Source organism: Curtobacterium sp. MEB011 (genome assembly GCF_030209655.1).
In the GTDB taxonomy this organism is placed as follows: Bacteria; Actinomycetota; Actinomycetes; order Actinomycetales; family Microbacteriaceae; genus Curtobacterium; species Curtobacterium poinsettiae.
The window spans coordinates 179,882-199,710 of record NZ_JARVRN010000003.1 but is presented as its reverse complement, the minus strand read 5'-3'; the positions used below and the strand labels follow the sequence as shown (position 1 = coordinate 199,710).

The 19,829-nt window shown below is 72.9% G+C and carries 13 protein-coding genes; 1 reads left to right on the top strand and 12 read right to left on the bottom strand.

Features of this window, described 5'->3' with window-relative positions; translation table 11 throughout:
* Positions 1-180: 180 nt before the first annotated feature.
* From QRN30_RS04920 to QRN30_RS04910, 3 genes are all read right to left on the bottom strand, one after another.
* Positions 181-1,971 (bottom strand): sulfite reductase subunit alpha, encoded by a 1,791-nt coding sequence (locus QRN30_RS04920; RefSeq protein ID WP_056070095.1) that lies wholly within the window; start codon positions 1,969-1,971, stop codon positions 181-183.
* Complete coding sequence (locus QRN30_RS04915) at positions 1,968-7,538, bottom strand: glutamate synthase-related protein (protein ID WP_284760573.1); 5,571 nt, start codon at positions 7,536-7,538, stop codon at positions 1,968-1,970. The genes QRN30_RS04920 and QRN30_RS04915 overlap by 4 nt, the downstream gene beginning before the upstream one ends.
* Before the next feature lie 340 nt (positions 7,539-7,878).
* Positions 7,879-9,186 (bottom strand): bifunctional glycosyltransferase family 2/GtrA family protein, encoded by a 1,308-nt coding sequence (locus QRN30_RS04910; protein ID WP_502869529.1) that lies wholly within the window; start codon positions 9,184-9,186, stop codon positions 7,879-7,881.
* Positions 9,187-9,299: 113 nt separating this feature from the next.
* Here QRN30_RS04910 and QRN30_RS04905 point away from each other — a divergent pair, with 113 nt between their 5' ends.
* Entirely contained in the window at positions 9,300-10,118 is an 819-nt protein-coding gene (locus QRN30_RS04905) for a helix-turn-helix transcriptional regulator (RefSeq protein WP_031259005.1), read from the top strand.
* A gap of 39 nt (positions 10,119-10,157) precedes the next feature.
* Here the strand turns inward: QRN30_RS04905 and QRN30_RS04900 are convergent, their stop codons facing one another.
* The 9 genes from QRN30_RS04900 to QRN30_RS04860 all read right to left on the bottom strand — a co-directional run bounded on the left by QRN30_RS04900 (position 10,158) and on the right by QRN30_RS04860 (position 19,782).
* The gene (locus tag QRN30_RS04900) at positions 10,158-10,661 is read right to left on the bottom strand and encodes a hypothetical protein (protein ID WP_250891688.1); all 504 of its coding nucleotides are present in this window, start codon (positions 10,659-10,661) and stop codon (positions 10,158-10,160) included.
* Between the two features lie 214 nt (positions 10,662-10,875).
* Positions 10,876-11,145, bottom strand: coding sequence for a hypothetical protein (locus tag QRN30_RS04895; RefSeq protein ID WP_017885437.1), 270 nt, complete (start codon positions 11,143-11,145; stop codon positions 10,876-10,878).
* Positions 11,142-12,719, bottom strand: coding sequence for a sensor histidine kinase (locus QRN30_RS04890; RefSeq protein ID WP_284760571.1), 1,578 nt, complete (start codon positions 12,717-12,719; stop codon positions 11,142-11,144). The genes QRN30_RS04895 and QRN30_RS04890 overlap by 4 nt, the downstream gene beginning before the upstream one ends.
* Positions 12,720-12,805: 86 nt before the next feature.
* On the bottom strand, positions 12,806-13,528 hold the full coding sequence (locus QRN30_RS04885; RefSeq protein WP_284760570.1) for a response regulator transcription factor: 723 nt from the start codon (positions 13,526-13,528) through the stop codon (positions 12,806-12,808).
* 35 nt (positions 13,529-13,563) lie between these two features.
* Entirely contained in the window at positions 13,564-15,735 is a 2,172-nt protein-coding gene (locus QRN30_RS04880) for an ArnT family glycosyltransferase (RefSeq protein WP_284760569.1), read from the bottom strand.
* Positions 15,736-16,014: 279 nt separating this feature from the next.
* Positions 16,015-16,827 (bottom strand): fructosamine kinase family protein, encoded by an 813-nt coding sequence (locus QRN30_RS04875; RefSeq protein WP_284760568.1) that lies wholly within the window; start codon positions 16,825-16,827, stop codon positions 16,015-16,017.
* Positions 16,828-16,880: 53 nt separating this feature from the next.
* Positions 16,881-17,606: a response regulator transcription factor gene (locus QRN30_RS04870; RefSeq protein WP_056070111.1), complete on the bottom strand. Its 726-nt coding sequence runs from the start codon at positions 17,604-17,606 to the stop codon at positions 16,881-16,883.
* Positions 17,594-18,835: a sensor histidine kinase gene (locus tag QRN30_RS04865; RefSeq protein WP_214585138.1), complete on the bottom strand. Its 1,242-nt coding sequence runs from the start codon at positions 18,833-18,835 to the stop codon at positions 17,594-17,596. The genes QRN30_RS04870 and QRN30_RS04865 overlap by 13 nt, the downstream gene beginning before the upstream one ends.
* Before the next feature lie 98 nt (positions 18,836-18,933).
* Positions 18,934-19,782, bottom strand: coding sequence for a LysR family transcriptional regulator (locus QRN30_RS04860; protein WP_056070117.1), 849 nt, complete (start codon positions 19,780-19,782; stop codon positions 18,934-18,936).
* Positions 19,783-19,829 lie beyond the last annotated feature (47 nt).

Below are 19,829 nucleotides of genomic sequence, written 5' to 3'. Positions count from 1 at the left end.
GAGCGAGCGAGGTGAGTCCCGGATCAGGGGATTCGCCGCTCATGCGACCGGCGCCGTGCGCCGGGACCGCCGCGTCACGGTGCTGGGCTCGCCGATCGGTCTCGACCGACCGGCGCTCCTCCGGGATCGCCCCGGCCATCGGATTCGGGTTCCGTGGCCGGGGCGGTCTCTCCGCTCGCCTCAGTAGACGTCGCGCACGTACCGCTTCGCGCGACGCATGTCGGCCAGGTACGCCTGCGCGTCGTCCTCGTCGCGCCCGCGGCCGGTGCGGATGACCTGCAGCAGCGCGGCCTCGACGTCCTTCGCCATGCGTGAGGCGTCGCCGCACACGTACACGTGGCCGCCGTCCTCGAGCCAGGCGAACAGCTCCGCCGACCGTTCGAGCATCCGGGTCTGCACGTAGACCTTCTCGGCCTGGTCGCGCGAGAACGCCAGGTCGAGGCGGTCCAGCACGCCCTGTTCCTGCAGCTCGGCGAGCTCGTCCTGGTACACGAAGTCGGTGTCCCGGTGCTGGTCGCCGAAGAACAGCCAGTTGCGCCCGGTCGCACCGGACACCGCGCGCTCGTGCAGGAACCCGCGGAACGGCGCGACTCCGGTGCCCGGACCGATCATGATCATCGGCGCCGACTCGTCCGCCGGTACCCCGAACGACGCGTTCGGCTGCAGGTACACGTCGACGGTGCCGTCCGGGTCGACCCGGTCGGCCAGGAACGTCGACGCGACGCCGGCGTACATCCGGTGCGGGTCGCCGTAGCGCACCGACGCGATGGTCAGGTGGATGCGGTCCGGGTGCGCCAGCGGGCTCGACGAGATCGAGTACTGGCGCGCCTGCAGCGGCCGGAGGTTCGGCAGCAGCTCGTCGAGTCCGGGGGCAGCCGACCCGGCGTCGCGGAGCAGGTCGAGGACGTCACGTCCCCACAGCCAGCGGTCCAGCTCGTGCTTGTCGCCGTGCGCCACGACGGCTGCGAGCTCGCTCGACGGCGCGCGCTGCACCAGGTCAGCGATGAGGTCCTTCGAGGGCGTCCGGATCTCGCGGTCGGTCCGCAGGACCTCGCTGATCGGACGGCCGTCGAACGCCTCGCCGCCGTTCGCGCCGACCTGCTCGAGCAGGTCCGCCACGAAGACCTCGTCGTTCACCGGCACCACCGCCAGGGCGTCACCGGCCGCGTACTCGATCCCCGAGTCGCCGAGGTCGAACTCGTAGTGCCGGATCTCCTTCGCGCTGCGCGGCGAGGAGAGCAGCCGGTTCTCGACCAGGCGCGACGGGTACGGGTTGCGCTTGTTCCACTGCGACCCCGGCCGGGAGGCACGGCTCGCGCCCGCCCCGCCGGTCGCGGCTGCACCGTCGCCGGTGCCACCGCCCGTGGCAGCGTCGGGTGCAGCCGTCGCGCCGGTCTCGGCGGCCAGGCGGTCGAGGACCGCAGCGGTCCACAGTGCGGCCGCGTCCTCGAAGTCGACGTCGCAGTCCACGCGGTCGTGGACCCGCGTCGCGCCGAGCTGCTCGAAGCGGGTGTCGAGGAGCTTGCCGGCCTGGCAGAACTCGTCGTAGCTCGTGTCACCGAGCCCGAGGACGGCGTACTGCAGCCCCTCGAGCCGCGGCACCGTGCTGGCCTGGATCGCGTCCCAGAACAGGCCGGCGTTGTCGGGCATCTCGCCCTCGCCGTAGGTCGAGGTGACGACGAGCACGTGCGACATCTCGGCGAGCTGCTCGGGCGTGACGGCGTCGAGCGCGCTGGAACGGCCACCGAGCCCGCGGGCCCTTGCGCCGGCGACGAGCTCGTCGGCCAGGAACTCGGCGTTGCCGGTCTGGGTGCCGAAGAGCACGTCGATCGTCGTCGTGGGCGCGCTGGCCGCGACCTTCTTGCCGGCGGCGGCGATGCCCGCGATGAACCCGGCGAGCCAGGACTCCTGGGCGGCGGAGAACGGTGCGTCGACGGGGATCAGCGACCCGGTCGGGGGGAGCAGGCTCACGCGGTCACCGCCTCGGTCGGCGCCTGCGGTGCACGGCGCGCGATGTCCTCGAGCGCCGCGGTCGCGAGCAGCTCGTCGAAGCGTGCCTCGCGGACGCGGCCGTCGTTCTGGGCGTTCTGGTGCATGATCCACCCCGTGGTGCCCGGCGCGTCCATGCTGCGGTTGTTCCGCTGCGTGAGCGCGCGCTTGTAGTCGTCGAGCCGCTTGATCGCGATCAGGGTCGCGAGCTGGTCGTCGGCGAACCGGTCGAGCGTGCCGCGCAGGTACTTCACGACGCGCTGCTTGACGGAGAAGTCCTCGGTGAGCACGAGGTTCTTGACGGCGTCGGCGACCCGCGGGTCGGCGGCACCGGACGCGCCGGGGACGCGCTCGAGGGCGACGTCCTGGGCGACCCCGAGCACGGTGTACGACGACAGCAGCGAGAACATGTCCTCGCCCTGGTCGCCGAGCGCCGGGGCACGGCCGTCGAGCACCGTGCGCTGGTCGCGGTAGTCGAGCTTGAACGCGCGGAGCTTGTCGGTGGCGATCGAGGTCGCGAGCTCGTCGAGGAGCTCCGGCCGGGTCGCCGCCGCCAGGATCTCGCCGGCGTCCTGCGTGAGCAGCAGGGCGCGGGGCATGCCGACGAACACGTGTGCGCGTGCGGTGTCCCACTCGGCGAGCAGCCGCTCGGCCAGGGCCGAACCGGTCGCCTCGAGGTGCCACTCGAGCAGCAGGCGGGCGGCGGACTCGTGGAACGCACCGCGCTCGGTGTCGGTGACGGGGAACACCAGGAGCGAGTCGGTGCTGGCACGCTCGGCGACCTGGCCGGACGGGTCGTACTGGTACAGGAACCCGCCGGACATGCCGTTGCCGAGGCCCTTGCCGAACGCGCCGAGGTTGAACACGGCGCCACCGGTCATGTACTCGCAGCCGAAGTCGCCCACGCCCTCGACGACGGCGGTCGCGCCGGAGTTGCGGACGGCGAACCGGTCGCCGGCCTCGCCCTCGACGAAGGTGCGGCCGCCGGTGGCCCCGAAGAGCGCGAAGTTGCCGACCAGCACGTTGCCGCCCTGTTCGGCACTGCCGCCACCGGGGGCACGGACGATGATCCGTCCGCCGCTCTGGCTCTTGCCGACGCCGTCGTTCGCGGTGCCGGTGTGCTCGAGCACGACGCCGTCGTTGTTGAAGACGCCGTAGGACTGCCCGGCCGATCCCTGCGTGCGGATCGTGACCGCGCCGTCCACCAGCCGGCGGCGTCCGCGGTCGTCCGTCGTCACGGCGGGCAGGCCCTGCACGTCCTCGGAGCGGAGCTCGTGGTTGAGCAGGCGCTCGAGGTCGATGCCGAGCTGGCCGCCGACCGACTTGTCGCTGTTGCCGAGCAGCACGCCGTGCACGAGTACGTGCTCCTGCGCGTGGTCGACCAGGGCGGTGCGGACGCGCTCGAGCAGGGCGTCGTCGGTGTGGAAGTCCTTCTCCAGGTACTCCGGGTCGGTGACGACCTTCTCGGGCACCTGGGCGAGCAGGGCACGTGCGTCGAGCCGGCCGACGCTCGCCGGGTGGTCGAGGAGCTGCAGCAGGTCGGTCCGGCCACGGGCCTCGCGCAGGGAGCGCAGGCCGAGACGGGCCAGGATCTGCCGCACGTCGTGCGCGATGTTGAGCAGGTACTGCGCGAGCGCGCGGGGGTCGCCCTCGAACGCCTCGGCGTTCGTGGTCAGGCCCGCCGGGCACTTCACGTTGCAGTTCTTCGCCATCACGCAGCCGAGCATCATGAGCGCGGTCGTGCCGAACTCGAAGCTGTCGCCGCCGAGCAGGGCGCTGGTGACGACGTCGCTGCCGGTCTGGTGCGCACCCGAGCAGCGGAGCGTGACCTTCTGGCGCAGGCCGTTCGCGACCAGGGCCTGGTGCACCTCGGCGACGCCGATCTCCGCGGAGCGGCCGGCGTACTTCAGGCTGGTGACGGCCGCGGCCCCGGTGCCGCCGGTGTTGCCCGCGACGTTGATCACGTCGGCGCCGGCCTTCGCGACACCGACCGCGATGGTGCCGATGCCCTCGGACGAGACGAGCTTCACGATCACGCGGACGCGGGCGGCCTTGCAGTCGTGGATGAGCTGCGCGAGGTCCTCGATCGAGTACGTGTCGTGGTGCGGCGGCGGCGAGATCAGCTCGACACCGGGCGTGCCGCCACGGGCCGCGGCGATGTCCACCGTGACCTTGGGCGCGGGCAGCTGGCCACCCTCGCCGGGCTTCGCACCCTGACCGATCTTGATCTCGAGCTCCTCGAGCATGGGGTCGGCGAGGTAGCCGGCCCAGATGCCGAACCGGCCCGAGGCGAACTGCTTGATGCGCGAGCCGCGGATGGTGCCGTAGCGGGAGTGGTGCTCGCCGCCCTCACCGCTGTTCGACATGCCGCCGACCATGTTCGTGCCGTGCGCGACGGCCTCGTGGGCGGTGGCGACGAGCGCGCCGTGGCTCATCGCGCCGGACGCCAGGGTCCGGGTGATCTCGTGGGCCGGCTGCACCTCGTCGGGCTCGACGCTCGCCGGGGCGCTCTGCAGCAGCGCGAGCAGCGCGACGGCCGCACCGGTGGCGCGGAGCGTCACCTGGGTGTCGTCGACGGCGTCGACGTCGATCTGCCCCGGGTGGAGCAACGCGAGGCCGTCTGCCAGGGCCGTGTGGCGCAGTGCACCCGTGGTCCCCGTCGACGTGAGCTCCAGGCGGAACCGCTCCGTTCCTCCAGGCAGGTCCTGGTCGTCCGACGGACGCGAGCCGGAGAGCCCGCGCACGGTGACGCTGGCGTTGCCGCTCGTCGAGAAACGACCGAGCTCGCGCGCGAAGTCCTCGGCCATGTCGATGCCCGTGACGTCCGCGGGCAGGGCGAGCACGTCGCGGAGCGCGGCGGGGCGGCGGGACCGCTCGTCGTGCGTGGTCTGCAGGAACGTGACGTAGCCCGGCGTGATGCGGTGCGCGTCGATCTCGGCCTCGCTGAGGCGGTCGTACCCGGTGTTCCGGTACGCGGCGTCGGTGATGCCGAACGAGTCGTCGAGCTGGCGGAGCGTGAGCAGCCGCAGCGCGTCCGAGTCGCCGGAGCGCTCGAAGGCCGGGCGCTCCTCGGTCATGCCGCCGAACCCGCGGACGCTCGCGACGCCGAACGAGTGGCCGGCGCCGTCGGAGCGTTCCTTGAACAGGCCGAGGAGCGGGACCTGACCCTCGGACGCCACCGAACGGGCACGCTCGTGCCAGTCCGTCGCCGCCTGGGCGATGCGCACGAAGCCGACGCCGCCGACCGGGGCCTGCATGTGCGGGAAGACCCGTGCGAGCACGTCGTCGCCGGTGTCGAGGTAGTTCGGCTCGAAGAACTCGCCGCCGATGTAGCTCTCGGCGGTGCACAGGCCGACGCGGCCCATGGTCTTCGCCAGGGCCTTCTCGGCGGCCTTGCGGAACTGCTTGAGTGCCAGGTCGGTCGCGGTCAGCTCACCGGCGGGTGCGGGCGCGGCGGGGTACTTCTCCTCCGCACGCAGCCGTGCGCTCAAGCTGTACACAGCGGCGGCACCGAAGCCGAGCGCGGTCGCGACGTGGTGTGACGATGGCAGCTGACCGCTCTCCGCGACGACGGACACCCGCAGGCGCAGACCGGTCTCGATGAGTCGCTGGTTGACGGCCGCCACGGCCAGGATCACGGGGAGGGGCGCATGGGTCGACGACACCTCGCGGTCGGTCACGACCGCGATCCCACCACCACGCGACGCGAACGCCTCGATCGCGTCGCACAGGGCGTCCAGTGCGCCGCGCATCGCGTCGGCGTTCGCCTGCTCGTCGGCGGGCACCGGCACGTAGAGCATGTCGAAGCGCTCGAGCGGCACGATGTCCTGGTCACGCAGCCGCACCATGTCCAGGTGCCCCAGGATCGGCGACTGCACGACGAGCTGCCGGCCCGTGGTGCCGGTGCCGTCCGGCTTGGCGCCGAGTGCGACGCGCATCGACATGCCGTCGGCTTCGCGGATCGAGTCGAGCGGCGGGTTCGTCACCTGGGCGAAGCGCTGCGAGAAGTACTTCGCCATGCCGCCCTCGGTGTCGCTCAGGGCGTTGATCGCGTTGCCGTAGCCCATCGCCGAGATGCGCTCCGACCCGTTCTGCAGCATCGGGTCGAGCATGAACCGGAAGCTCTCCTGGTTCAGCGAGTACGCGACGTACCGGCCCGCGAGCGACAGGTCGCCGTCGTAGCCCAGGGTGTTCCTGGTGCGCTCGTAGGCCGGCGCGGGCAGGTCGTCCAGGTTCACACGGGCCGCGTCGAGCAGGGTGCCGTAGTCACGGCGGGCCGCGAGCATGCGCAGCACCTCGCCGGTGCGCATGCGGGATCCGGTGCGGTGGTCGACGACGAGCATGCCGCCGGCCTCGATGCGGCCGCGGTGCACGACCTCGTCGGCGGCGAACTCGACCTGGCCCGCCTCGGACGACACCATCAGGTACTCGGCCGTCTCGACGGTGCGCAGCGGGCGCAGGCCCAGGCGGTCCAACCGGGCACCGACGACGTCACCGTCGCTGAAGATCACGGCCGCGGGGCCGTCGTTCTTCTCCTCGTACAGCGAGAAGTACTCGAGCATGTCCCGGACGTCGGGGGTCAGGGTGCGGTCGTTCTCCCACGCCGGGGGCATGAGCGAGACGACGGCCTCGACGATCTCGAGCCCGTCGTCGAACACACGGCTCTGCAGGGTCTGGTCGAGCCGGCTCGAGTCCGACTGCCCGGGCGGACGCACGATGCTCCGGGTGCGGGCACGCGCGAGCGCCTCGTCCGACAGCCGGTTCTTCCGGTCGGTGTTCAGCTCGCCGTTGTGCGCCATCAGGCGGAACGGCTGCGCCATCGTCGGGTGCGGCTCGGTGTTCGTCGAGAACCGGGTGTGGAAGTACAGCGTCCGCACCGAGTGCCGGGGGTCACGCAGGTCGGTGAAGTACCCGATCACCTCGCCGGAGTTCAGCCGGCCCTTCAGGATCTGGGTCCGGGCGCTGAGCGACAGCGGGTACAGGGCGGCGTGCTCGGCACGCTCGGCGGCGGCCTGGGCGTAGGACACGGCCTCGATGGCGAGCAGGGCACGGTTCGCGGCGGCGTCGACCTCGGTGCGGTCCCAGTCGGACGGCGCACGGAAGACCCACTGCACGATCGGCAGCTGGTACTGCTCGGCCTCGGGGCGCGCGACCGAGTGGTCCACCGGGACGTCACGGACCAGCAGCAGCTCGAAGCCCTCGGCCGCGATGGCGTCCGAGACCGTCTGCTGGGCCCGGGTGCGCTCGTCGGCGCCGTCCGCGCCGGTGCCACTCGGCACGAAGCAGTTCGCGACGCCGAAGTGCCCGGCGCGCAGCTGCTCGCCCGTGATGGCGCTGAAGAACTCCACCGACAGGTCGATGCTGACGCCCGCGCCGTCACCGACACCCTCGGCGGACTTGCCGCCGCGGTGCGGGATGGAGCACAGCGCTTCGTCGCCCTTGCGGATGACGTCGTGGCTCGGCGTCCCGTCGAGACGGGTGATGAAACCGACGCCGCAATCGCTCGATTCGCGGGCAGGGTCGTAGAGACCGAAGGGTGTGGGGTTCACGTGCGGGTCCAGTGGGGCGTTGCCGGCAGCGGACGGCGCGGGCTGCATCGATGGAGCGCTCGCCGCGGGCAGACCGATGGTGGCAGTCGGGCCCTGTGGAGTGGTGGTGCGGTAGGGCGATGCTACGGCTTGGTATACCGACCGTGCAACACGGGTGGTCCGGGCGTGTGACGGGGTCGCACCGTGCGGGTCTGTTCGGCTGGTGCGAGGTTGCACGCTCGGTGCGAGTTCGTAGCGCTGCACGGAGCGTGCAACCTCGCACGGGATGGCCGACGCCGCACGGTGCGGCGTGCCGCGGGCGCCGTGCAACCTCGCACCGGGTGGGTGACCCGGCACGGTGTCAGGCTGCTCGCTCACCGGTTCGGTCGCTCACCGCGATCGGCTCCGTGACCGCCGTGCTCGCGTCGGCGGCCGGGGTCGTCCCGGGGGTCGTCCCGGGGCCGACGAGCTCCGGGTGACGGCGGCCGGTGCGGAACACCCACGCCTTGAAGAGCACGAAGCGCACGCACGTCGCGAACAGGTTCGCGGTCGTCAGCACGAGGATCTCCGTGCCATGCGAGGCTCCCGGCGTCGTGCTGTGCAGCACCACGAGCGACCCCGACGTGATCGCCCAGGCGACGCCGAAGACCACCAGCCCCTGCACGTGGTGTCGCCCGGCTCCGGCGCGGCCCCGCACGCCGAACGTGAACCGCCGGTTGAGGGCGGTGTTGCCGATCGCCGTCAGCAGCAGGGCCAGGAAGTCCGCGGTCTGCGCTCCGATCGCCGGCCGGAACAGCGCGTAGAGCACGGCGAACGCCACCGTGGAGAGCACCCCGATCGCCCCGAACCGCAGCAGCTGCCCGAGGAACCCGACGTGCGGTGGGGTGAAGGGGCGGCGGCCGATCGCCTCGTACACGGCGCCGATCGGCACCCGACCCGTGGCGATGCCCCGCGAGACGCGCCACATGCCCTTCAGGTCCGCGGTCGCGGTCGACGCGATGTGCACCGACGAGTTGACGTCGTCGACCCAGTCCACCGGGACCTCGTGGATGCGCAGTCCGGCGTGCTCGGCCAGCACCAGCATCTCGGTGTCGAAGAACCACGCGTCGTCCTCGCAGAGCGGCAGCAGGTGGTCGGCCGCGCGCTTGGTGACGGCCTTGAAGCCGCACTGCGCGTCGGAGAACGACACCCCCATCGTGGACCGGAGCAACAGGTTGTACGAGCGGGAGATGAACTCGCGCTTGCTGCCCCGCACCACCCGCGACGAATCCGCCAGCCGCGTCCCGATCGCCAGGTCCGAGTGCCCGGAGAGCAGCGGCGCGACGAGCGGCTCGAGGGCCGCCAGATCCGTCGACAGGTCCTCGTCGACGTACACGAGCACCGTCGCCGGGGACGCGGCCCACACGGCCTTGAGCGCACGACCCCGGCCCTTCTCGGGCAGGTGGACCGCGTGCACGCCGGGGAGCATCGCCGCGAGGTCGTCGGCGATCCGGGCGGTGTCATCGGTCGAGGCGTTGTCCGCGATCGTGATGCGCCACGAGTGGTGCAACGACGTCCGGCAGAACGTGTGCAGCCGCCGCACGTGGGCGGCGAGTGTGTCCTGCTCGTCGTAGCAGGGGACGACGATGTCGATGTCGAGGGGCTGGTCGGTCTCCGTCATGCCGCTCATGCTCGGGAGCCCGGCTACGGGGGCCGAAGCAGGGCCCTGTGTCCGGGGTAAGAACGAACACCACGTGAACGCAGCGGACACGACACCTGTTGTCCGGATACGTTCGACGCACGATGACGACCGAGCGCGACGACGCACGACGGACGGCCGTGCTGCTCCCGGGGGAGCGGCTGGGTCTGGCGCTCGACGAGCGGTGCCCCGAGTTCACCGAACTGCTGCTCGCGCCACCGTTGCACGGCATCCGTCCGGACGGACACGACTGGCTCCGGCGGCGCTACGAGCAGATCGTCCCGCTCGTGCTCCCCGCAGCGCTGCGGGCGGTCGAGCACGGTGAGCCGCTCGACCCCGACTGCCTCGTCCGGCTGCGCGAGGTCGCCGCCGCCAGTGCCGGTGATCCGCACGTCGACGTGTCGGTCGTGCTCCGCGGCGCCCTGCCCGCCATCCGCGTCTTCGCACTCGTCATGCACACGGCCACCCGCGAGCACGCGACGACGATCGACCACGCGGGGCGGACGATGCTCGCGATGAGCCGGGCGTCGCTCGTGGCGCACGAGCTCGGCTCCTGCTGGGCCGAGGCTTGGGCGCAGCAGCGTGGCGGTCCGTCAGAGGACGCCGCGGCACCGCTCGGCACCGACGACATCGACCTGGTGGCGTCCGCGCCCGGCCTGGACGAGACCGAGGAACGGATGCTCGCGCTCGCCGCCAGCGGGCTCTCGAACGACGCCATCGCCAAGGAGACCGCCTACAGCCGGCAGGCCGTCGCCTGGCACCTCGGGCGGCTCATGAAGTCGTGGAAGGCGCCGAACCGGACGGCGCTGGTGTCGGTCGCCTTCGTCCGGGGCTGGATCCGGTCGCGGCGCCAGCTCGGCCTGGCGGCGGGGACCCGGCCGTTGGGGATCGAAGCACCGCCGGCGCACGACGACGCCCCCTGAGACCGGGGTCCCAGGGGGCGTCGTCGGCCGGAGCCGGAGTCAGCCGCCGTTGACGTGGATGACGTTGTCGATGCGCTCGATGTTGCCGAACACACCCCAGTTCAGCCAGCCGCCGTCACCGTTGTTGGTGACCTTGCCGGGGCCCTTGAACCAGTAGATGACGTAGTTGCCACCCTTGATGTCGATCGACTGGGCGTCGGCGACGTCGCCCTCGACGGTGATGTCCTGGTTCTTGTTGACCACCGCGACGGTGAGGCGGTCGGGGTTGCCGGCGTTCCAGTACCCGACGTCGAGTGCCGCCTGCACGGCACCGCCGCGGTCGCTCTGGTCGTTGACGGCGTCCTTGATCGCGTTGACGATCGCGACCGGGTCGAGGTTGACGTTGACGCTGCCCCCGACGGACGACGAGGTGGTGGGCGCGGGCTCGGCGGCCTGCGCAGGGGCTGCGACGAACGCCCCGGCGATGACGGCGCCACCGAGGGCGGTGCCGGCGAGGAGCTTCACGGACTTGCGCTTGAACGAGTTCATGATCGTGTTTCCCATCTCTGCAGTGGTGACCCGTTCGGGTCGTCTTGCTCGGACAAGACCCAGCCTGCGGGCGCTCCGCCGCGGATGCACGCGATCGGGTGCGACGTTGGTCGATCGTCTGACGATCCGGACCGCGCACGACTTTCGTGCTCAACGACACCGCACGCGGCCAGTGGTGCGTGAGGTGTCGCGGGCGCGAGAGCACGCGTCCGAGCGCCTGACGAGCGGTTCAGCGGGGCAGCAGGATCTGCACGATCGCGACGACCACGAGCGCTGCGATCGGGACGCCCGCGATCCACACGCCCGCCCGCATCTGCGTCCGGCGGATCGTGGGGGCTGCGTGCGATGACCGTGCGAACTCGGTCGCGGCCACGAGCTCCGGCGCCGCGGCGGGCGGTGCGGGCTCGGGTTGGGGCCGGTCGTCCTCGAACGCCGGGACCTCGACCACCAGGTCGGCGGGGTCCGGACGGCCGGGCAGCTTGTCGTACGCGTTCGTCACGGGGCCTCCTCGTCCGACGTTCTCCGACCAGTATGCGACCCCGTGCCCGGCCCCGTGCCCACGCCCACGCCGACGGCAGCGGCAGGCAGGTCCACCGTGAACGCCGTCCGCCCCGGCTCCGACGAGACCCGGACGCTGCCGCCGTGCGCCAGGACCACCGCTCGGACGATTGCGAGCCCGAGGCCACTCGTCCCCTGCCCCGGCGAACGCGTCCGCGAGGCCTCGCCCCTGGTGAAGCGGTCGAACAGGGTGGGCAGGGTCTCCGTGGGGATCGGCGGCCCGTCGTTCGCCACGACGAAGCGCGCCACGGAGCCACCGGCCCCGTGGCCCTCGTCGACGCCGTCCAACGCCTGCAACGACACCACCACGGTCGTGCCGACGGGTGTGTGCGTCCGCGCGTTCGCGAGCAGGTTCGTCACCACGCGGCGCAGTCGTGCGGTGTTCCCGGGCACCACGAGCGGGTGGTCGTCGACGACCTGCAGCGTCCACCGGTGCTCCGGCGCGGTGGCGCGGGCGTCCATCGTGGCCTCGACGACGAGCGAGGTGAGGTCGACGGGCTCGGGCACGATCGGTGGCGCGGTGCCGAGTGCCGAGGCGTCGAGCCGCGCGAGCAGCAGCAGCTCGTCGACGAGCTCGCCCATCCGGAGGGCCTCCTGCCCGATCCGGTCGACGTTCCGGTGGATGGCGTCGAGGTCCGACGAGCCCGCGGTCAGCTCGGCGTAGGCGCGCACGGTCGCGATCGGCGTGCGGAGTTCGTGCGACGCGTCGGCGACGAAGGTGCGCATGCCCGCCTCGGCGTCGCGTCGGACCGTCAGGGCCCGGGCGACGTGGCCGAGCAGGCGGTTCAGTGCGGTGCCGACCTGGCCGACCTCGCGGTTGGCTGTCAGGTCGGCGTCGGCGACCCGCACGGGGATGTCCGTGTCGCCGCGCTCCAGGTCGAGTGCCGTGACGTCCGAGGCCACGGACGCGACGCGCTCGAGCGGTCGCAGGGACCGTCGCACGAGCAGCGCGAGTGCCCAGGCGGCGACCACCAGGCCGAGCACCGTGACGATCCCGATCACGAGCAGCAGGCGCGCGATCGCGGCGTTCAGGTCGCCGAGCGGCAGGGCCGTGACGAACACGTCGCCGTCGTGCCCGACCGCCTGCACCCGGTAGGCGCCGAGGGGTCCGAGGTCGATCGTCGCGGGGTCCGCGCCGATGTCGACCGCGGTGAGCGTCTTCCGTTGCGCCGACGCCAGCCCGTGCTGGCCTCCGTCGCTGTCTGTGTACCCGCCGAGCACGACGGTGCCGTCCCGCACGATCGCCACGACCGTGCCGGCGGACTGCCCGGGTGCACCGATGAAGGCGTTGTCGGGATCCGGACGATCCGACGACGACGAGGATGACGACGAGGACGACGACCCGGGCGGCGGTCCGGTGGGCGCGTCCGCGCCGTCCCGTCCGCCGACGGTCCGGTTCGCGGCCGTCGACAGTTCCGCGTCCAGCCGGTCGACCAGGTACCCCCGGAACGCGACGACGGTCACCGCCCCCACGACGACGTTCGTCGCCACGAGCAACAGCGCGACGGCCGCCACGACCCGCCACCGCAACGACGGCACCCGTCCGGCGCGGGGTCGGCCGTGACGGTGGGGAGAGGCCCGGATCACCCTCGCCGATCGGCTCACGTCGTCGGCCGCAACACGTACCCCGCCCCACGGATGGTCTGCAGCATCGGCTCGCGCCCGACGTCGAGCTTCTTCCGCAGGTACGACACGTACATGTCCACCAGGTTCGACGACGTGCCGAAGTCCATGCCCCACACGCTCGCCAGCAGCTGCTCGCGGGACAGCACCCTGTTGGCGTTCCGTGCCAGGTGCCGCAGCAGTTCGTACTCGGTCGGCGTGAGTTCGATCGGGTCCCCGTCGCGGCTGACCGTGCGGGCGTCCTCGTCGAGCCGCAGGTCGCCGACCACGAGCCCGGTGCTCGCCCCGGCTGCGGCGACCCTGGCCGAGGTGCGCGCCAGGATCCGCGCACGGACGAGCAGCTCCTCGATGCCGAAGGGCTTGGTCAGGTAGTCGTCGCCGCCGCCGGTCAGCCCGGCGAGCCGGTCCTCGGGGGCGTCGCGTGCGGTGAGGAACAGCACCCGGACGCCGTCGCGGGCGTCGCGGAGCCGTTCGAGCACCTCGAACCCGTCGATGTCGGGCAGCATCACGTCGAGCACGATGACGTCGGGCTGGAACTCCCTGGCCGCGAACAGCACGTCGCGACCACGGTGCACGGACCGCACGGCCCAGCCGTCGCCCGCGAACGCCAGGGCGACGGCATCGGCCAGGGCGTGCTCGTCGTCGACGACGAGGGCGCGGACGGGGGAGCCGTCGGTGCGCTGCAGCGGGTGGCCGGGCATGTCCCGGAGCCTATCCACCGCGCCCCCGTCGCCGGTCACTCCGTGCTGCTCAGGTCGTAGACGGTCTGGCCGCCGACCGTCGTCGACTCGTAGTTCGCCGCGACCCACTCCTGGATCGCCGACGCGGTCGAGGATCCGCCGCCCATCCCGCCGCCGGAGCCGGACGAGACGTAGTACCCGATGTCGCCGTCGGCGACGGCGGCCTTGAACTGCGCGAGCGTCGGAGCCGGGTCGCTCGACCAGCCGCCGATCGCCATCACGGCGGTGTCGGTGTCGAGTTCGAGCTGCGCGGCCGACTGCGATCCGTTCACCGCGGCCGTCCACTTCGCGTCGGATGCCTCGAGCAGCTTCCGCAGCGCCGACGAGGTCGACGTGCCGCCGCCTGTGCCACCACCCCCGGCCTGGAGGCCCGTGCCCGACCCCGCCTCGGAGCCCGCGCCGTCGGGTCCCTCCGTCGTACCGCCCGGTGCCTGCCCGGTGGCGCCTTCCGGCGCCTCGCCGGAAGCGCCCTCCGGCGGGGTCCCGCCGGGACCCTGCTGGGAGTCGGACGTGCCGTCGGAGCCGCCGTCGTCGGAACCGGAGGCCGGTCCACCCGGTCCATCCGTGCCTCCCGGCATGCCATCGGTGCCACCGCCGCCCGTCCCACCGGAGCTGCTGCCCGCCGGACCGACGCTCGGGATCGAACCGGAGTGCGCGACGGTCGTCGTGGCGAGGGCGTAGGCGGTGGTGCCGGACAGCCCGAACAGGGTGCCGGCGAGGACGCCGACCGTGACGAGCCTGCGCAGCGACGGCACACTGCCGATGACGATCAGTGCCGCGGACAGCAGCCCACCGGCGAGCATCACCCAGCGGAGCCACGGCAGCCACGTCGGGTTCTCGTTCAGCAGGCACCAGCCCCAGAACGCGGTGACGCCGATCATCGCGGCGAGGCCGAGGCGGCCGAGGAAGCGGGCTCGTGCGTGCCAGAGCAGGGCGCCGCCGGTGCCGACGAGTCCGGCGATCGCCGGGGCGAGGGCGACCGTGTAGTACGGGTGGATCGTGCCGGACATGTACGAGAACACCAGGCCGGTGACCAGGAGCCACCCGCCCCACAGGACGAGCCCGGCACGGGCGGGGTCGGCCAGGTGCCGGCGGCCGATGACGACCAGGCCGACGACCAGGGCGATGAGCGCCGCGGGCAGGAGCCACGAGATCTCGAGCCCCATCTCGGACGAGAACAGCCGGTTCAGGCCCGTCGAGCCACCGAAGGAGCCACCCGCGGTACCGCCGGTCATGCCACCGCCTCCGCCACCGTTGCCCGAGCCGCCGAAGATCCGACCGAGGCCGTTGTAGCCGAACACCAGGTCGAGGACGGTGTTGTTCGTCGAGCCGCCGATGTACGGGCGGGACTCGGCGGGCCAGAGCCACACGGCGACGACCCACCAGCCGGCGGCCACCACGAGGGAGCCGGCGGCGACGACCAGGCCGATCACCCGCCGGCCCCATCCGGTGCGGGCGGCGAACAGGTACACGAGGCCGAAGGCGGGCAGGACGAGCAGGCCCTGCAGCATCTTCGTCAGGAACGCGAAGCCCAGGGCGACCCCGGCGAGCGCGATCCACCTCCAGCTGCCCTTCGGGAGTGCCCGCACCGTGCAGTACGCCCCGGCGGTCATCAGCAGGACGAGCAGGGCGTCCGGGTTGTCGAAGCGGAACATCAGGGCCGCTGCCGGGGTCGCTGCGACGACGAAGCCCGCGAGCAGGGCGCCGACGTTCGCGGTGGTGGCACCGAGCCGGGCCAGGGTGCGGCGGACCGCGCCCCAGACCAGGGCGACGGAGCCAACGGCCATCAGCGCCTGGGGGAGCAGCAGACTGAAGCTCGAGAAACCGAACAGCCGGGCCGACAGCACCATCACCCAGAGTGAGGCGGGTGGTTTGTCGACGGTGATGAAGTTCGACGAGTCGAGGGAGCCGAAGAAGAACGCCTCCCACGACTTCGTGCCGGCCTGCACGGCGGCGGCGTAGAAGCTGTTGGCGTACCCGGAGACGCTGAGGTCCCACAGGTACACCACGGCGGTCACGGTGAGGAGCGCCCAGAACGCGGGCCGGAGCCAGCGGGCGTCCTCGCGCTCGCCGAGGAACAGCCGGGCGAGGGGCGGGCGGCGCCGATCCCGCGCGGCACTGCGCGCGGGGTCGCGTCGGTCGGTCACGGGTACCGGGTAGGTGGTCATGTCGATGAGCATCCGGGGCGTTCCCCGACTGCTGCACTGTGCCGGCTGTGGGCGAGCTAAGGACGCACGGTGCGAGGTTGGCCGGCGGGGAGGGCGCGGGCGGCGCGGGCGCACGGTGCGCTGTCGTCCGGTCGGTGCGGGGTCGCCTGATCGGTGCGCGGTTGTAGCGCTGCACGGGGCGGGGAACCTCGCACGGGGTGAGCGAGGCCGCACGGTGCGCCGCTGGCACCGGGGCGGGGAACCTCGCACGGGGTGAGCGAGGCCGCACGGTGCGAGGGGTCAGGCGTACCGCTGCGCCGCCCGGAGCGCGGCCCCGGTGTACGAGCCGCCGAACAGGAACACGTGCAGCAGCAACGGCGCGAGCTGGTGGAGCTCGACGCGCTCCTGCCAGCCGTCGGCCAGCCGTGACTCCCGGTCGTAGGCGGCGAGCACCGTCTCGAGCCGGGGCAGCCCGAACAGCCCGAGCAGCGCCAGGTCGGTCTCCGCGTGCCCGCCGTGCGCGATCGGGTCGATGAGCACGGCGCCGGTGGGTTCGGACGAGTCCGTCGGCCAGAGGACGTTGCCGGCCCACAGGTCACCGTGCAGACGAGCGGGGCGGTCCCCGACGAGCGCGGGCTGCGGTGAACCGAGGGTGCCGTCCTGTACCCGCGACGCGACCCGCTCGAACACGGCGGCCTCGGCGTGGTCGAACCCGCCGGCGTCGACGATCCGGCGGACGAAGTCGCGGATCCGGTACTCGGCGAAGAACTCGCCCCAGGTCGCCGGTGCCTGTTCGGCTGCGACGAACGGCGTGCGCGAACGGCCCATCCGCAGCGCCGCTCCTCGGGTCCAGCCGGTGGGAGGTGCGCCCCAGTGGTCGGCACCGGCGGCGTGCGTGTGGGCGAGCGATCGGCCGAACCGCTCGGCCTGGGCGGTGGTGGGGGAGCCGTCGGAGATCAGTTCGAGGTCGAGCACGGTCGGACTCGGGCGCCCGAGCACGCGGGCGAAGCGGGTGCCGCCGGCGTCCTCGGCTTCGGCGAGCCAGGCGAGCCCTGCGGCCTCGGCTGCCGCTTCGTCCGCGGTGGTGAACGTCTTCACGTGGGTCTCGGCCATCGGTCCATCCTGCCGAGCGGACACCGCCGACCGTTCAGACGACGCTCACCCGGTCACCCGGTGGGCTGTCCCCACCCCGTCCCGCCCCGCCGCGCCGCGTGCACGACCAGCGCGAGCTGCACCCGGTTCTCGACGCCGAACTTCTCGTACACGTGCCCGACGTGCGTCTTCACGGTGGCCAGGCCCACGTACAGGTCGGCGGCGATCTGCGCGTTCGACGCCCCGTTGGCCACGGCGAGCGCGACCTCCCGCTCGCGCTCGGTCAGCAGGGCGAGCAGTCGACGTTCCTCGGCACCGTCCGCGGTGGCGCCGCCCGTTCCACCGGCCGCGGGGCCCGAGCGTGGCCCGGCGGCGAACGCGATCACCCGGTCGAGCACCGAGGGGGACAGGATCGAGCGCCCGGACGCCACGGTCCGTACGGCCTGCACGAGTTCGTGCGGCGGGGTGTCCTTGAGCAGGAACCCACGGGCGCCGGCCTGCAGCGCTCCGAGCACGAGGTCGTCCCCCTCGAACGTGGTCAGCACCAGGACGGCCAGGTCGGGCCGCCGTCGCAGTTCGCGTTCGGTGGCGACGAGTCCGTCGCACCGGGGCATCCGGATGTCCATGAGCACGACGTCGGGCGCGGTCGCGGCGATGACGCCCTCGGCTTCGAGCCCGTCGCCCGCTTCGCCCACGACCACCAGACCGTCGTCGCCGCTGAGCAGCATGCGGAGCCCGACGCGGACGAGCTGGTCGTCGTCGACCAGGACGACCCGGACGGGAGCGGTCACGGCGTCCACGGCAGCACCGCCTCGACCACGTGCACGCGTCCGTCGTCGCTGCCGGCACGGAAGCTCCCGCCGACGAGTCGGGCGCGTTCGGCGAGCCCGCGCAGACCGTGCCCCGCGACGGAGCCGGCGGCGTGCCCGGCACCCTGCCCGGCGGCGGCGGCCTTCGTGCGCGCTGGCTCGTCGGTCAGCGTGTTCGACACCACCACCCGGATCGCCGGACCGCCGACGGTCTCGACGACCACGTCGACGGGCTGTCCGGGGGCGTGCCGACGGGCGTTCGTCAGCGCCTCCTGCACGATGCGGTACGCATGTCGCCCGACGGCAGTCGGCACCGCCGCGGCGTCGGAGTCGACGCGCGCCCGGACGGCCGCGCCCCCGGAACGGGCCTGGTCGAGCAGGGCGGGCAGGTCGACGAGTGTCGGCTGCGGAGGCGCGGTGCCGGTCACCTCGTCGCCGGCGTTCGCGGCCGGGTCGCGCAGCACCCCGAGCACGTCGCGCAGGTCGGTGAGCGCGGAGTGTGCCTCGGCCCGCACGACCCCGGCCGCTGCGGCGGTCTCGTCCGGGGTGAGCCCCGGGCCGCGGTACTCGAGTGCTCCGGCGTGCAGCGCGACGAGGGAGAGCCGGTGGCCCAGGACGTCGTGCATCTCGCGGGCGATGTGGGCGCGTTCCTGCTCGCGGGCGCGGTCCTCGCGCAGCTGCTGGTCGCGCTCGAGCAGGTCCGCGCGCTCGCGCAGGGAGAGCAGGAGCGCCCGGCGCTGCCCGATCCCGATGCCGATCGCGACGAGCAGGGCGATGCTGACGGTGCCTGCGAGCACGATCTGCCAGAACGGCACGGATTGGTCGGGGGCCAGGACGACGTCGTAGAGCACGGTGGCGCCGAGCAGCACCGCACCGACGACGGCGATCTCGACGGCACGGCGCCGGGTTGCGAGCGAGACCGTCGCGATCGCGGCCGACCCGACCGCCAGCGTCGACACCGAGCTGAGGGCACCGATGACGACCGTGACCACGAGCGGTGCCCGGTGCCGGAACGGCAGCAGGACGAGGGCGACCAGGCCCGCTCCCATGTCCCCGAGGATCAGGGCGCCGACGTGCAGGTCGTTCCAGCCGCGGGTGTCCGTCGTCGGCCACACCAGACCGGCGGTGAACAGCCCGGTCAGCGCCGCGACGGCCACGCGCCACGTCTGGGACCACACACGCTGCCCGAGGGGCACGGCGGGGAGCGCGGTCGAGGTCATGCCCCGAGCCTAGGGAGCCGCGTCGACGAGCGGATCCGCCGAAGGTCGGAGCCGCCGGAGCCGCCGGAGCCGCTCGACCGGCGACCCGCCCGCCCGCCTCAGACCGCGTCGACCAGCGCCCGCGCCAGGGGGTGCCACGCACGGGACGACGGCCCGCTCAGCACCAGGGTGCGCTCGAGCCGCCGGGCCATCGGGATCATCACGAGGTCCGGCGGCAGCATCCCGCGGCCCAGGGTCGGCACGATCGACACGCCCTCGCCCCGCTGGATCATCCCGAACATCGTGCTCATCTCGCGCACCCGGTGGGCGTACCGGAACGGCCGGCCGTCGAGTTCGTGGAGCTTCTGGACCTGGTACTCGCACCCGCCGCCGCCCGCCACCAGGCCGTCCTCGTGCAGGTCGTCGAGGGTGAGTGCTGGCAGCTCGGCGAGGGGGTGGTCGCGGCGGATCACCGCGGCCATCTCGTCCCGCGCGACGACCACGCCGCCGTCGGGCACCGGCGACGGGTCGACGAGCACGGCGGCGTCGACGGTGCCGGCCTCGAGCCACTCCGGCATCTCGTCGTCGTCCCCCTCGTAGACCTGCACGTCGACGTCCGGCAGGGTCACCGCCCACAGCTCGCGGAGCCGCGGCAGCAGCCCCTGGCAGACGGTGGGGACCGCGGCGAGGCGCACGGTGCCGCGCGCCGTGCCGGGCCGGACCACCGCCTCCAGGGCTTCGACCGAGGCGAGCACGCTGCGGGCGTGGGCCAGCAGGCGGTCGCCGAGCGGGGTGGGGGCGGCGACCGCGCCGCGGTGCACGACGGAGCCGCCGACCTCGCGCTCGAGCCCCGCGACGGCGTGCGACACCGCAGACTGGCCGACGCCCAGGGCGGCGGCCGCGGCGGTGAAGGACCCGGCGTCGAGCGTGGCGACGAACGCGCGCAGTTGCTGGACCGAGACGGTCATGCGTCCTCCTCATGTGGGCATGAGCGACATGCGTTTGCCGCATGTCG